Origin of the sequence: Pseudomonas sp. S12(2018), from assembly GCF_024355235.1 — a bacterium.
GTDB classification, from domain to species: domain Bacteria; phylum Pseudomonadota; class Gammaproteobacteria; order Pseudomonadales; family Pseudomonadaceae; genus Aquipseudomonas; species Aquipseudomonas palmensis.
Genome location: NZ_QLAD01000001.1, coordinates 646723 through 660626, shown reverse-complemented (window position 1 = coordinate 660626; position 13904 = coordinate 646723). Strand labels below are relative to the sequence as shown.

General features: G+C 62.6%; 14 protein-coding genes. 11 read left to right on the top strand and 3 right to left on the bottom strand.

All coding sequences use genetic code 11. The features are described 5' to 3' along the window. Positions 1 to 18: 18 nt before the first annotated feature. Positions 19 to 2700: an alpha-ketoglutarate dehydrogenase gene (gene mdeB / locus DN388_RS03125; protein WP_254996631.1), complete on the top strand. Its 2682-nt coding sequence runs from the start codon at positions 19 to 21 to the stop codon at positions 2698 to 2700. A 129-nt stretch (positions 2701 to 2829) separates the two neighbouring features. Here the strand turns inward: mdeB and DN388_RS03120 are convergent, their stop codons facing one another. Next, entirely contained in the window at positions 2830 to 3261 is a 432-nt protein-coding gene (locus DN388_RS03120) for a YhcB family protein (RefSeq protein WP_043862040.1), read from the bottom strand. Between the two features lie 137 nt (positions 3262 to 3398). On the opposite strand from DN388_RS03120, the gene DN388_RS03115 reads away from it, so the two are divergent. The 3 genes from DN388_RS03115 to zapE all read left to right on the top strand — a co-directional run bounded on the left by DN388_RS03115 (position 3399) and on the right by zapE (position 6584). After that, positions 3399 to 4034: an alpha/beta hydrolase gene (locus DN388_RS03115; protein WP_254996629.1), complete on the top strand. Its 636-nt coding sequence runs from the start codon at positions 3399 to 3401 to the stop codon at positions 4032 to 4034. 24 nt (positions 4035 to 4058) lie between these two features. After that, positions 4059 to 5408 (top strand): tryptophan--tRNA ligase, encoded by a 1350-nt coding sequence (locus DN388_RS03110; RefSeq protein WP_043862042.1) that lies wholly within the window; start codon positions 4059 to 4061, stop codon positions 5406 to 5408. A gap of 81 nt (positions 5409 to 5489) precedes the next feature. Further along, positions 5490 to 6584 (top strand): cell division protein ZapE, encoded by a 1095-nt coding sequence (zapE, locus tag DN388_RS03105; RefSeq protein ID WP_043862043.1) that lies wholly within the window; start codon positions 5490 to 5492, stop codon positions 6582 to 6584. Positions 6585 to 6670: 86 nt separating this feature from the next. Here zapE and DN388_RS03100 read toward each other — a convergent pair whose 3' ends face one another. Together DN388_RS03100 and DN388_RS03095 are read right to left on the bottom strand one after the other, a co-directional pair. Then, a complete protein-coding gene (locus DN388_RS03100) occupies positions 6671 to 7567 on the bottom strand; it encodes a GlxA family transcriptional regulator (protein WP_167400212.1) in 897 nt (298 codons plus the stop codon). Between the two features lie 215 nt (positions 7568 to 7782). Further along, complete coding sequence (locus tag DN388_RS03095; RefSeq protein WP_043862044.1) at positions 7783 to 8823, bottom strand: NADP(H)-dependent aldo-keto reductase; 1041 nt, start codon at positions 8821 to 8823, stop codon at positions 7783 to 7785. Between the two features lie 247 nt (positions 8824 to 9070). Here DN388_RS03095 and rplM point away from each other — a divergent pair, with 247 nt between their 5' ends. The 7 genes from rplM to DN388_RS03060 form a co-directional block, all read left to right on the top strand. Beyond that, positions 9071 to 9499 carry a 50S ribosomal protein L13 gene (gene rplM / locus DN388_RS03090; protein WP_043862045.1) on the top strand — a complete coding sequence of 143 codons (429 nt, stop codon included), beginning with the start codon at positions 9071 to 9073 and terminating at the stop codon, positions 9497 to 9499. A gap of 14 nt (positions 9500 to 9513) precedes the next feature. Further along, entirely contained in the window at positions 9514 to 9906 is a 393-nt protein-coding gene (rpsI, locus tag DN388_RS03085; RefSeq protein WP_043862046.1) for a 30S ribosomal protein S9, read from the top strand. Positions 9907 to 10190: 284 nt separating this feature from the next. After that, entirely contained in the window at positions 10191 to 10784 is a 594-nt protein-coding gene (gene petA / locus DN388_RS03080; protein WP_043862047.1) for a ubiquinol-cytochrome c reductase iron-sulfur subunit, read from the top strand. Beyond that, positions 10784 to 11995, top strand: a complete 1212-nt coding sequence (locus tag DN388_RS03075) for a cytochrome bc complex cytochrome b subunit (RefSeq protein WP_043862048.1) — start codon at positions 10784 to 10786, stop codon at positions 11993 to 11995. Before petA ends, DN388_RS03075 begins: the two co-directional genes overlap by 1 nt. Next, positions 11995 to 12774, top strand: a complete 780-nt coding sequence (locus tag DN388_RS03070) for a cytochrome c1 (RefSeq protein WP_043862049.1) — start codon at positions 11995 to 11997, stop codon at positions 12772 to 12774. The genes DN388_RS03075 and DN388_RS03070 overlap by 1 nt, the downstream gene beginning before the upstream one ends. A gap of 118 nt (positions 12775 to 12892) precedes the next feature. After that, entirely contained in the window at positions 12893 to 13510 is a 618-nt protein-coding gene (locus tag DN388_RS03065) for a glutathione S-transferase N-terminal domain-containing protein (protein ID WP_043862050.1), read from the top strand. Positions 13511 to 13527: 17 nt separating this feature from the next. Further along, positions 13528 to 13904, top strand: a 377-nt coding sequence (locus tag DN388_RS03060; protein ID WP_254996614.1) for a ClpXP protease specificity-enhancing factor, incomplete at its 3' end; no start/stop codon positions are given.

Below are 13904 nucleotides of genomic sequence, written 5' to 3'. Positions count from 1 at the left end.
ACGGATGAGGTCAATGCAATGGTGGCAATGATGAACCTTGTGCCTGGCGACGGCGTGCCCGGTGACAGCGACCCTGGCGAAACCGCAGAGTGGCTGGAGGCGCTGGAGTCGACCCTGGCGCACTGCGGCCCGGCCCGCGCGCGGTTTCTGCTCGAACAATTGGAGGCGCATGCCCGTGAACTGGGCCTGGAGCGTGGTGCCCAGCCGTACTCGGCGTACCGCAACACCCTGTCGCTCGAACATCAGGGCGCCTACCCGGGCGACCTGGAACTGGACGAGCGCCTCACCAGCATCCTGCGCTGGAATGCCCTGGCGATGGTGGTGCGTGCCAACCATGCCTACGGTGACCTGGGCGGGCACATCGCCAGTTACGCTTCGGCCGCAGAGATCTTCGAGGTGGGGTTTCAGCACTTCTTCCGCGGCGAGGAGGGCGGCGAGCAGCGCACGGCCGACCTGGTGTTCTTCCAGCCACACTCGGCGCCCGGCATCTATGCCCGGGCCTTTCTTGAAGGGCGCCTGAGCGAGGCTCAGTTGGCCAGCTATCGGCAGGAGGTCGCAGGCGATGGCCTGTGCTCCTACCCGCACCCGTGGCTGATGCCCGACTTCTGGCAGTTTCCCACCGGGTCGATGGGCATCGGCCCGCTAAACGCCGTGTACCAGGCGCGCTTCATGCGCTACCTGCAGCACCGCGGCCTGGCCGATACCGCGCAGCGCCATGTGTGGGGCGTGTTCGGCGATGGCGAGATGGACGAGCCCGAATCCATCGCCGGGCTGACGCTGGCGGCCCGTGAGCAACTCGACAACCTGACCTTCATCGTCAACTGCAACCTGCAGCGCCTGGACGGTCCGGTGCGTGGCAATGGCCAGATCATCCAGGAGCTGGAGTCGCTGTTCAGCGGCGCCGGCTGGAACGTGATCAAGGTGTTGTGGGGCTCGGAATGGGATGCGCTGTTTGCCCGCGACAGCGAGCACGTGCTGCTGCGCCAGCTGGCGGCAACCCCCGACGGCCAGTTCCAGACCCTGGGGGCCAATGACGGCGCCTACAACCTCGAACACTTCTTCAACCAGCACCCGGCCTTGCAGCGCCTGGTCGAGCACATGAGCTCGGCCGAGATCAACGCGCTCAAGCGCGGTGGCCATGATTTTCGCAAGCTGTATGCCGCCTTTGCCGCCGCCAAGGCGTGCAAGGGCCAGCCGACGGTGATCCTGGCCAAGACCAAGAAGGGCTACGGCATGAGTGCGGCCGGCGAGTCGCGCATGACCGCGCACCAGGCCAAGAAGCTCGACGTGCAGGCGCTGCTGGCCTTCCGTGACCGCTTCCACCTGCCCTTGAGCGATGCGCAGGTTGAGCAGTTGCAGTTCTACCGGCCAGACGAAAACAGCCGGGAGATGCGCTACCTGCGCGAGCGGCGCAATGCCCTGGGCGGCAGCCTGCCGTCGCGGCGGCCCCAGGCGCGCACGCTGCCGGTACCGGCGGTTCAGGTGATGGGCGGTTTTGCGCTGCACGCCGAGGGCAAGGAGATGTCCACCACCATGGCTGCGGTGCGCATGCTCGGTGCCTGGCTCAAGGCCCCGGAACTGGGGCCGCGGGTGGTGCCGATTGTCGCCGATGAAGCGCGCACCTTCGGCATGGCCAGCCTGTTCCGGCAGATCGGCATCTACTCGCCCCATGGGCAGCGCTACGAACCCGAAGATGCCAGTTCGCTGCTCTCCTACAGGGAGTCGCGCGATGGTCAGTTGCTGGAGGAGGGCATCACCGAGGCCGGGGCCCTGTCGTCCTGGGTAGCGGCGGCCACCTCCTATGCGGTGCATGGCGAGCCGATGTTGCCGGTGTACATCTATTACTCGATGTTCGGCTTCCAGCGGGTCGGCGACCTGATATGGGCGGCGGCCGACCAGCGTGCACGGGGCCTGCTGCTGGGGGCTACGGCAGGGCGCACCACCCTGGGCGGCGAAGGCTTGCAGCACCAGGATGGCTCGAGCCTGGTGATGGCGGCCATGGTGCCCAACTGCCGCGCCTGGGAGCCGTGCTTTGCCGGCGAACTGGCGGTGATTCTGGAACACGCGGCGCGGCGCATGCTGATGGAGCAGTGCGACGAGTTTCACTATGTGGCGGTGATGAATGAAAGTTATCCACACCCCTCCCTGCCACCTGAAGCACATGCGGCAGTGTTGCGCGGGATGTACCGGTTTGCCGAACAGCCGGTGGAGCATGCCCTGGGGCGGGTTCGCCTGCTGGGCTCCGGGGCGATCCTGCGCGAGGTGATCGCCGCGAGCGAGCTGCTGGCGGCGGACTGGGGCACCGCCAGCGAGGTGTTCAGTGTGACCAGCTTCAGCGAACTGGCGCGTGATGCTCGGGATGTGCAGCGCGGGCAGCGTCTTGGGCTGGGCGGCAGCAGCCATCTGGCGCAGTGCCTGGTGGGGGATGCGCCGGTGATTGCCGCGACCGATTATGTACGTGCCTGGCCGCAGCTGATTGCCGAGTACGTGCCGGCGCCGTACGTGACGCTGGGCACCGACGGCTTCGGGCGCAGCGATACGCGCCAGCGGTTGCGCCAGTTCTTCGAGGTGGACCGCTTCAGTGTGGTGCTGGCCAGCTTGCAGGCGCTGGTGGATGACGGGCTGCTGGAGGTCGATGTGATGGCGCAGGCACGGGCCAGGTATCCGGCGCTGGATGCGGCGGGCCCCTGGTATCGTTGATGTGAGGGGATGAAAAAAGGGGCCGGTGATCGGCCCCTTTTTTCTTTGTGTCGGATGGTTGGGTGTGGCATTCGCCGGCAAGGCCGGCTCCAGCAGGAGCGCGCCATGCCAGTGACGGGGCCGCTGCGATCAGCGCTTGAGCCCGTAATGCTCATCCAGCATGCCCGGGGTGTTCGGTGCCTTGGGCGCGTAGTCGCGTGGCACTTCGGTGTCCTTGGGCGGGGTCAGACGGTCACGCGGGCCCTGCGCCTCGGAGTGCAGTGCGGCCAGCAGGCGCTGACGGGTCTGTTCGTCCAGGGCCAGACGGTTGGCGCCTTCGGCCAGGTGGTCCTGCACTTCCTGGTAGCTCTGGGTCAGCTTCTTGACCAGCGCCGCGGTGCTGTTGAAATGGGTCACCACTTCACTCTGATAACTGTCAAAACGTTCCTGGATATCGTCCAGCTGCCGCTGGGTGCTGCTCGGGGCGGCATTGGGCAAGAGGCGGGCGACCAGGAAACCAACGACTACACCCACTACCAGGGCCAGGGTCGGCAACAACCAAACTAAGAGCGAGAGTTCCACGAGTCCTTCCTCTATAAACGGCTTTGCTTTACGTTAACGGCTCGGACCTGCGCTGTATACCGCGAGCGATCGCAAATATCTCAGACAGAATCATCAGCTAGACGAGTCGACCCCTCCAGAGGTCACGGAGTTCACCCTTGCTTATCCGCGAAACCCCCGTATTCATCGATGGCCCGGTTGGCCAGCTGGAAGCCCTGTACCTGGACGTGGCAGACCCTCGCGGCATCGTCCTGCTGTGCCACCCCAACCCCGTGCAGGGAGGCACCATGACCAACAAGGTGGTGTCGATGCTGCAGCGCACCGCACGCGATGCCGGCTACATCACCCTGCGCTTTAACTACCGCGGTGTAGGCCAGAGCGCTGGCAGCCATGACATGGGCAGCGGCGAAGTCGACGATGCACAGGCCGCTGCAACCTGGCTGCGCGAAAAACATCCCGAATTACCTTTGACGCTGATGGGCTTCTCCTTCGGCGGCTTCGTCGCGGCCAGCCTCGGCGGCCGGCTCGAAGCCCAGGGCGTCACGCTCAAGCACCTGTTCATGGTAGCCCCGGCAGTGATGCGCCTTGGCGGTACCGACGGTCTGCCGCAGGCAGGTGCCTTGAGCGTGATCCAGCCCGAAGCCGACGAGGTGATCGATCCGCAGATCGTCTACGCCTGGTCCGATGCACTGGCGCGCCCCCATGAGCTGCTGAAAGTGGCAGAATGCGGTCACTTTTTTCACGGCAAGCTGACCGACCTCAAGGATCTGGTGCTGCCACGCCTTTCGAACTGATACAAGCCTGATAAGCGATTACCCATGACCACTCGTATCCTTACCGGTATCACCACCACGGGCACGCCGCACCTTGGCAACTATGCCGGTGCCATCCGCCCGGCGGTCCTCGCCAGCCAGCAGCCGGGCGTCGACTCGTTCTACTTCCTGGCCGACTACCATGCGCTGATCAAGTGCGACGACCCGCAGCGCATCCAGCGCTCGCGTCTGGAAATCGCCGCCACCTGGCTGGCCGGCGGCCTGGACCCGGAACGCGTGACCTTCTACCGCCAGTCCGACATTCCCGAGATCCCCGAGCTGACCTGGCTGCTGACCTGCGTGGCGGCCAAGGGCCTGCTCAATCGCGCGCATGCCTACAAGGCCTCGGTGGACAAGAACCTGGAAAGCGGCGAAGACCCGGATGCGGGCGTGAGCATGGGCCTGTACAGCTATCCGGTGCTGATGGCGGCGGACATCCTGATGTTCAATGCCAACAAGGTGCCGGTGGGGCGCGACCAGATCCAGCACGTGGAAATGGCCCGTGATATCGGGCAGCGCTTCAACCACCTGTTCGGCCAGGGCAAGGACTTCTTCGCCATGCCCGAGGCGCTGATCGAGGAAAGCGTGGCCACCTTGCCGGGCCTGGACGGTCGCAAGATGTCCAAGAGCTACGACAACACCATCCCGCTGTTCACCAGTGCCAAGGAGATGAAGGACGCGATCTCGCGCATCGTCACCGACTCGCGCGCGCCGGGCGAGGCCAAGGACCCGGACAACTCGCACCTGTTCACCCTGTTCCAGGCCTTTGCCACCGCCGAGCAAGCCGAAGCCTTCCGAAGCGAGCTGCTGCAGGGGCTGGGTTGGGGCGAAGCCAAGCAGCGCCTGTTCCAGCTGGTCGACGGCCAGTTGAGCGCGCCGCGCGAGCATTACCACCAGCTGATTTCCCGCCCGGCGGACCTGGAGGACATTCTTCTGGCCGGCGCGCAGAAGGCCCGCAGGATCGCCACGCCGTTTCTTGAGCAACTGCGCGAAGCAGTGGGCCTGCGCTCGTTCCGCAGCACGGTTCAGGTCAGCGGTGAAACCAGGAAGAAGGCGGTCAAGGCGGCACGCTTCGTGAGCTTCCGTGAAGAGGACGGCAGCTTCCGCTTCCGCCTGCTGGCAGCCGACGGCGAGCAGTTGCTGCTGTCGCGCAGCTTTGCCGATGGCAAGGCGGCCGGCGCGGTGAGCAAGCAGTTGCAACTGGGCCAGCCGCTGGATGTACGTGACGAAGGCCTGGGCTTCAGCCTGTGGCTGGAAGGCGAGTGCGTGGCCGACGGCCCGCAGTTCGCCGATGCCACGGCGCGCGATGCCGCCATCGAGAGCCTGCGCGCTGCCTTGCAGCCCCAGCAGGACTGACCGTCAATCGCAAGTCTGATTGCCATTACCCGGGGCCGTCGCTACAGTGACGGCCCGCTTTTGTTGCCTTGCTAACGAATTATGACGCCCCTAGAACGATATCAAGCAGATCTGAAACGTCCCGAATTCTTCCATGACGCGGCGCAGGAAACAGCGGTGCGTCACTTGCAGCGCCTGTACGACGACCTGGTCGCGGCGCACAACAGCAAGCCGGGTGTGTTCGGCAAGCTGTTCGGCAGGAAAGAGCAGGCGCCCGTCAAGGGCCTGTATTTCTGGGGTGGGGTAGGGCGCGGCAAGACCTACCTGGTCGATACGTTCTATGAGGCGCTGCCTTTCCCGCAGAAGGTGCGTACGCACTTCCACCGCTTCATGAAGCGCGTGCACGAGGAAATGAAGACCCTCAAGGGCGAGAAGAACCCGCTGACCATCATTGCCAAGCGGTTCTCCGACGAGGCGCGGGTGATCTGCTTCGACGAGTTCTTCGTGTCCGATATCACCGACGCGATGATCCTTGGCACCCTGATGGAGGAGCTGTTCAAGAACGGCGTGACCCTGGTGGCCACCTCCAACATCGTGCCGGACGGGCTGTACAAGGACGGCCTGCAGCGTGCGCGCTTCCTGCCGGCAATTGCCCTGATCAAGCAGAACACCGACATCGTCAACGTCGACAGCGGCGTGGACTATCGCCTGCGTCACCTGGAGCAGGCCGAGCTGTTCCACTTCCCGCTGAATGAAGCGGCCCACGAGAGCCTGCGCAAGAGCTTTCGCGCATTGACGCCGGAATGCACCCAGGCGGTGGAAAACGACGTGCTGATGATCGAGAACCGCGAGATCCGTGCGCTGCGTACCTGCGACGACGTGGCCTGGTTCGACTTCCGCGAACTGTGCGACGGCCCGCGCAGCCAGAACGACTACATCGAACTGGGCAAGATCTTCCATGCGGTGCTGCTCAGTGGCGTGGAGCAGATGGGCGTGGCCACCGACGATCTGGCGCGTCGCTTCATCAACATGGTCGACGAGTTCTACGACCGCAACGTCAAGCTGATCATCTCGGCTGAAGTGGAGCTCAAGGACCTGTACACCGGCGGGCGCCTGAGCTTCGAGTTCCAGCGTACCCTGAGCCGCTTGCTGGAGATGCAGTCCCACGAGTTCCTGTCGCGGGCACACAAGCCTTAAGTCGCGTCACTGCTGTCGCGGCTCAGCCCGCTCCCACAGAGGTTTGCAGCGAACCTGTGGGGGCGGGCGTGACCCGCGATAGGCCCTCAGGCCTCCTGCATGAATTGCTGCCGATACTGGTTAGGCGACAGCTCCGTGTGCTGCCTGAACAATCGCGCAAAAAAGCTGGCGTCGTCATAGCCCACCTCGTAGCTGATGGTCTTGATGCTCTTGCGCGTACCCGACAGCAAGCCCTTCGCCGTCTCGATCCGCAGCCGTTGCAGATAATGCAGCGGCTTGTCCCCCGTCGCACTCTGGAACCTGCGCATGAAGTTGCGGATGCTCATGCCATGGTTGCGTGCCACGTCCTCGAAACGGAACTTGTCGGCGAAGTGTTCCTCCAGCCACTGCTGGATCTGCAGGATGATCAGGTCCTGGTGCAGCTTCTGTCCGCCAAAGCCCATGCGCCCCGGGGTGTAGTTGCGTTGCACCTCGTAGAGGATGTCGCGGGCCACGGCCTGGGCCACGTTGGCCCCGCAGAAGCGCTCGATCAGGTAGATGTACAGGTCGCAGGCCGAGGTGGCGCCGCCGGCGCAATAGAGGTTGTCGGCATCGGTGAGGTGTTTGTCCTGGTTCAGCGACACCTTCGGGAAGCGTTCGGCGAACTGGCCGAAGAAGCGCCAGTAGGTGGTGGCCTCCTTGCCATCGAGCAGGCCGGCCTCGGCCAGCCAGAACACGCCGCTGGCCTCGCCGCACAGCACCGCGCCACGGGCATGCTGCTCGCGCAGCCAGGGCAGTACCTGGGGGTAGCGCTGGCACAGGGCATCGAAGTCGTCCCAGAACGCCGGCAGGATGATCACGTCGGCCTGCTCGAGGCCGCTGTCCACCGGTAGCTGCACGCCGCTGAAGCTCTGCACGGGCAGCCCGTCGGGGCTCACGAGGCGGGTTTCGAACATCGGTTGCAGGCCCAGGCCCAGTTGCTTGCCATAGCGCAGGCTGGCCAGGTGGAAGAAATCCTTGGCCTGCATCAGGGTCGATGCGAATACCTTGTCGATGGCCAGGATGCTGACGCGCCGCAGCGATGCGGTAGGTTGGGTAAACATCATTGTCGTTATTCTTATAGGGTAGAGTGGTCAATCACCGGCTGGATCGTCTTATTTTTTGGCGATTGTGTCTACCCTCGGTTCCCGCAGCGGGCTGCGGGAACCGTTGCAGCGCTTTACGGGGCGGGGTTGGGCTGATCCTGGTGGATCGCATCGATGGCGGCCAGCAGCTCGTCACCGAGCTTCAGGCTGGCGCTTGCCAGGTTGCTGTCCAGTTGCGCCAGCGAGGTGGCGCCGATGATGTTGCTGGTCACGAACGGCTGCTGGGTCACGAAGGCCAGGGCCATCTGTGCCGGGTCCAGGCCGTGCTCGCGGGCCAGGGCCACATAACGGCTGCACGCGGCGACGGTCTGCGGGTTGGAATAGCGCGAGAAGCGGTTGAACAGGGTCAGGCGGCCGTTTTCCGGGCGCGCGCCGTTCTCGTACTTGCCCGACAGCATGCCGAAGGCCAGCGGTGAGTAGGCCAGCAGGCCGCACTGCTCGCGGATAGCGATTTCCGCCAGGCCCACTTCGAAGCTGCGGTTGAGCAGGTTGTACGGGTTCTGGATCGAGACCGCACGGGGCCAGCCGCGGCTTTCGGCCAGTTGCAGGAACTTCATGGTGCCCCACGGGGTTTCGTTGGACAGGCCGATGTGGCGGATCTTGCCTGCCTTGACCTGCTCGTCGAGCACTTCGAGGGTTTCTTCCAGCGGCGTGAAGTGGTCCTGGGGCAGGTGCTGGTAGCCCAGCTTGCCGAAGAAGTTGGTGCTGCGCTCGGGCCAGTGCAGCTGATACAGGTCGATCCAGTCGGTCTGCAGGCGCTTGAGGCTGGCGTCCAGGGCCGCCACGATGTGCTGGCGGTTGTGCTTGAGCTGGCCGTCGCGAATGTGGCTGATGCCGTTGCCGGGGCCGGCCACCTTGCTGGCCAGGATCCAGTCGGCGCGATCGCCGCGCTGGCTGAACCAGTTGCCGATGATCTGCTCGGTGGCCGAGTAGGTTTCCGGGCGCGGTGGCACCGGGTACATCTCCGCGGTATCGATGAAATTGATCCCGGCCGCCTTGGCCCGTTCGATCTGGGCGAAGCCCTCGGCCTGGTCGTTCTGCTCGCCCCAGGTCATGCTGCCCAGGCACAATGCACTCACGTTGAGGTCGGTGCGACCCAGCTGGCGATACTCCATGACGATCTCCACGGCAAAAGAAGCATAAAAGCAGGTTGATATTTTTTCTGCAATCTGGATAATTCTGCACCTCTCTCAGCAGTGGAAGTGATGCCCCGCCGCCGAAGAATCTTGCCGAGTATTGGACGTGCTGACCCGAGCCCCCGATAGCGTCCGTATCCGGCTGCCTTTGACCTTGTCAAAGTACGCACTATTCAGTAAGATCTGCCGTCTTAAAATTGCGGGACGGCCCCTGAGGCTATAAAGAATGAAAACTTTTACTGCTAAACCGGAAACAGTAAAACGCGACTGGTTCGTCGTTGACGCTGCTGGCAAGACCCTGGGTCGTCTGGCCACTGAGATCGCGAGCCGTCTGCGTGGCAAGCACAAGCCAGAATACACCCCTCACGTTGACACCGGCGACTACATCGTCGTGATCAATGCCGAGCAGGTACGTGTTACTGGTGCCAAGACTTCGGACAAAATGTACTACTCCCACTCCGGTTTCCCGGGCGGCATCAAGGAAATCAACTTCGAGAAGTTGATCGCCAAAGCGCCTGAGCGCGTGATCGAGACCGCGGTAAAGGGCATGCTGCCTAAAAACCCGCTGGGTCGCGACATGTACCGTAAGCTGAAAGTCTATGCGGGCGCTGTACACCCTCATACTGCTCAGCAGCCCCAAGAACTGAAGATTTAACGGAATAGTTCATTATGTCGGCGACTCAAAATTACGGCACTGGCCGTCGCAAGACTGCAACCGCACGCGTTTTCCTGCGTCCGGGTACTGGCAGCATCTCCATCAACAACCGCTCCCTCGAGACCTTCTTCGGTCGTGAAACCGCGCGCATGGTAGTTCGCCAGCCGCTGGAACTCACCGAAACCACCGAGAAGTTCGACATCTACGTCACCGTCATCGGTGGTGGTGTCAGCGGTCAAGCGGGCGCTATCCGTCACGGTATCACCCGTGCACTGATGGACTACGACGAAACCCTGCGTGGCGCTCTGCGCAAAGCTGGCTTCGTTACCCGTGACGCTCGTGAAGTCGAGCGTAAGAAAGTGGGTCTGCGTAAAGCACGTAAGCGTCCTCAGTACTCCAAGCGTTAATTCGCTTCGGCGTTCAAAAAAAGCCCGGTTCCTGGTGGAACCGGGCTTTTTTTATGTCTTGAATAAAAGGGGCTGCCGACCCTGTGTGACAACTTGCCGCATAGACGCAGGTCAAGTGCTATAAGGGATACAGCCTTTATGCCGGGTAATAACCTTGTCTTCGATGGGTCTTTTCATTACCATGCGGCAAATTTTTAGCAGTTCGAAATTTATTTTTAGCAGTTCGAAATTTACTTAGTAGATGCCTGTTGCAACAGGCCACAAAGCTGATGGGAGAGGACTGAATGAGCAATGACGGCGTCAATGCAGGCCGGCGTCGCTTCCTGGTAGCAGCCACGTCCGTGGTGGGTGCTGCAGGAGCGGTGGGGGCTGCGGTCCCGTTCGTAGGGTCATGGTTTCCCAGTGCCAAGGCGAAAGCTGCCGGTGCACCGGTCAAGGTCAACATCGCCAAGGTGGAGCCCGGCCAGCAGATGATTGCTGAATGGCGCGGCCAACCCGTGTTCATCGTCCGCCGCACCGAGGAGATCCTGGGCAACCTGAAGAAGATCACCGGTGAGCTCTCCGACCCCGAGTCCAAGGCGTCGGAGCAGCCGGCCTACGTCGACCCGTCGAACCGCTCGATCAAGCCGGAAATCCTCGTGCTCGTCGGCCTGTGCACCCACCTGGGCTGCTCGCCGACCTTCCGTCCCGAAGTGGCGCCTGTCGACCTGGGTCCCAAGTGGGTGGGTGGCTATTTCTGCCCATGCCACGGCTCCCACTACGACCTCGCCGGCCGCGTCTACAAGTCCCAGCCAGCGCCGCTCAATCTGCCAGTGCCACCGCACTCGTACGAGTCGGATGACATCATCGTCGTCGGCGTCGATCAGGAGAACGCGTGATGAGTAAGTTCATGGACTGGGTTGACGCCCGCTTCCCCGCCACCAAGATGTGGGAAGATCACCTGAGCAAGTACTACGCACCGAAGAACTTCAACTTCTTCTATTTCTTCGGCTCCCTGGCCCTGCTGGTCCTGGTCAACCAGATCGTGACCGGCGTGTGGCTGACCATGAGCTTCACCCCTTCGGCCGAAGAGGCGTTCGCCTCGGTCGAATACATCATGCGTGACGTCGAATACGGCTGGATCCTGCGCTACCTGCACTCCACGGGTGCGTCGGCGTTCTTCATCGTGGTCTACCTGCACATGTTCCGTGGCCTGCTCTACGGCTCGTACCAGAAGCCACGCGAGCTGGTATGGCTGTTCGGCATGCTGATCTACCTGGCGCTGATGGCAGAGGCCTTCATGGGCTACCTGCTGCCCTGGGGCCAGATGTCGTACTGGGGTGCCCAGGTGATCATCTCGCTGTTCGGCGCCATCCCGGTCATCGGCGGCGACCTGACCCAGTGGATCCGTGGCGACTACCTGATCTCCGGCATTACCCTGAACCGCTTCTTCGCCCTGCACGTGGTGGCCCTGCCGATCGTGATTCTCGGCCTGGTGGTGCTGCACATCCTGGCGCTGCACGAAGTGGGTTCGAACAACCCGGATGGCGTGGACATCAAGAAGAAAAAGGACGAGAACGGCATTCCGCTGGACGGCATCCCGTTCCACCCGTACTACACCGTCAAGGATATCGTCGGCGTGGTGGTGTTCCTGTTCGTCTTCTGCATGATCGTGTTCTTCTTCCCGGAAATGGGCGGCTACTTCCTGGAGAAACCCAACTTCGAACAGGCCAACGCGTTCAAGACCCCGGAGCACATCGCCCCGGTGTGGTACTTCACGCCGTTCTACGCGATCCTGCGTGCGGTACCCGACAAGCTGCTGGGCGTGATCGCCATGGGTGCTGCGATCGCGGTGCTGTTCGTGCTGCCATGGCTGGACCGTAGCCCGGTCAAGTCGATGCGCTACAAGGGCTGGATGAGCAAGGCCTGGCTGTGGGTGTTCTGCATCTCCTTCGTGATCCTGGGCGTGCTCGGCGTGCTGGCGCCAACCCCGGGTCGCACCTTGCTGTCGCAGGTATGTACCTTCCTGTATTTCGCCTACTTCATTCTGATGCCGTTCTACACCAGGCTCGAGAAGACCAAACCGGTTCCGGAAAGGGTGACTGGCTGATGAAAAAGCTATTTGCAGTATTGCTCCTGGCAGTGATGCCTTCGCTGACCTTCGCCGCCGAACACGGCGTGGAACTGGACAAGGTCGACATCGACCTGACCGACAAGGCCGCCATGCAGGACGGCGCACGGACCTTTGCCAACTATTGCATGGGTTGCCACAGCGCCAAGTTCCAGCGTTACGAGCGTGTCGCCGATGACCTGGGCATCCCGCACGAGCTGATGCTCGAGAAGCTGGTGTTCACCGGCGCCAAGATCGGCGACCACATGAACATCGGCATGCAGCCGGCCGACGCCAAGGCCTGGTTTGGTGCGGCGCCGCCCGACCTGACCCTGGTGGCGCGGGTACGCGGCACCGATTGGCTGTACAGCTACCTGCGGGCCTTCTACGAGGACCCGTCACGCCCTTGGGGTGTGAACAACAAGGTCTTCCCCAACGTTGGCATGCCAAACGTGCTGGTGGGCCTGCAGGGGCGTCAGGTGGTCGGTTGCAAGCAGATCCAGACCGTGGTCGAGGGCAAGAAGCAGTTTGACCCGCTCACCGGTGCCCCGCTGACCCACGAAGCGTGCGATCAGCTGACCATCGTGCCGAAATCCGGTACCCTGACCGACGAGCAGTTCGACGAGAAGGTCAAGAACCTGGTGACCTTCCTGGCCTACTCGGCCAACCCGGTCAAGCTGCAGAGCCAGCGCATCGGCACCTACGTGTTGCTGTACCTGGCCTTCTTCTTCGTGTTCGCCTACCTGCTCAAGCGCGAATACTGGAAGGACGTGCACTGATCACAGGGTAAAATCTGTTAGTTTAACGCGCGCCCTGGGGTCCCTCTGCAGTATGGAGGGCCCCCAGGGCGCGTTTGCATTTGTAATTTCATAAGTTCAACACGCGAGGAGGACCCCCATGGGCGTGACCAATCGGTTAGCCTGCTACTCCGACCCCGCTGATCATTATTCTCATCGGGTGCGCATCGTTCTCGCCGAGAAAGGTGTCGGCGTCGAGATCATCAGTGTCGAAGCCGGGCGCCAGCCGCCCAAGCTGCTGGAAGCCAACCCGTATGGCAGCGTACCGACCCTGGTTGATCGTGACCTGGCGTTGTATGAGTCGACCGTGGTGATGGAATACCTCGACGAGCGCTACCCGCACCCGCCGCTGTTGCCGGTCTACCCGGTGGCGCGTGCCAACAGCCGCCTGCTGATCCACCGTATCCAGCGTGACTGGTGTTCGCTGGTGGACCTGATTCTCGACCCGCGCAGCAAGGAGCCTGCCCGCGTGCAGGCGCGCAAGGAGCTGCGCGAGAGCCTTACCGGCGTTTCGCCGTTGTTCGCCGACAAGCCTTGTTTCCTGAGTGAGGAGCAAAGCCTGGTGGATTGTTGTCTATTGCCCATACTGTGGCGTTTGCCGGTATTGGGTATCGAACTGCCGCGGCCAGCCAAGCCGCTGCTCGATTACATGGAGCGTCAGTTTGCGCGGGAAGCCTTCAAGGCCAGCCTGTCCGCCGCTGAACGCGATATGCGTTAGGTTTTAAGGAGCCGTTGATGAACTCCAGTCGTCCGTATCTGGTGCGAGCCTTGTATGAGTGGATCGTGGACAACGATTGCACGCCGCACATGCTGGTCAATGCCGAGTACCCTGCGGTGCAGGTGCCTCAGGGCTTCGCCAGCGATGGCCAGATCGTTTTGAACGTGTCGCCCAATGCCGTGCGTCACTTGCACATGGATAACGAAGCCGTGAGCTTCGAGGGGCGTTTCGGTGGGGTTGCCCACACGCTGTACGTGCCTGCCGGCGCCATCCTGGGTATCTATGCCCGTGAGAATGGCCAGGGCATGGTGTTCGAGCTCGAGCCGCCACTGATGGAGGATGACGACCTCGAGGACGAGGGCGTCGAGCCGGATGATGACGGCCCGCCGAGTGG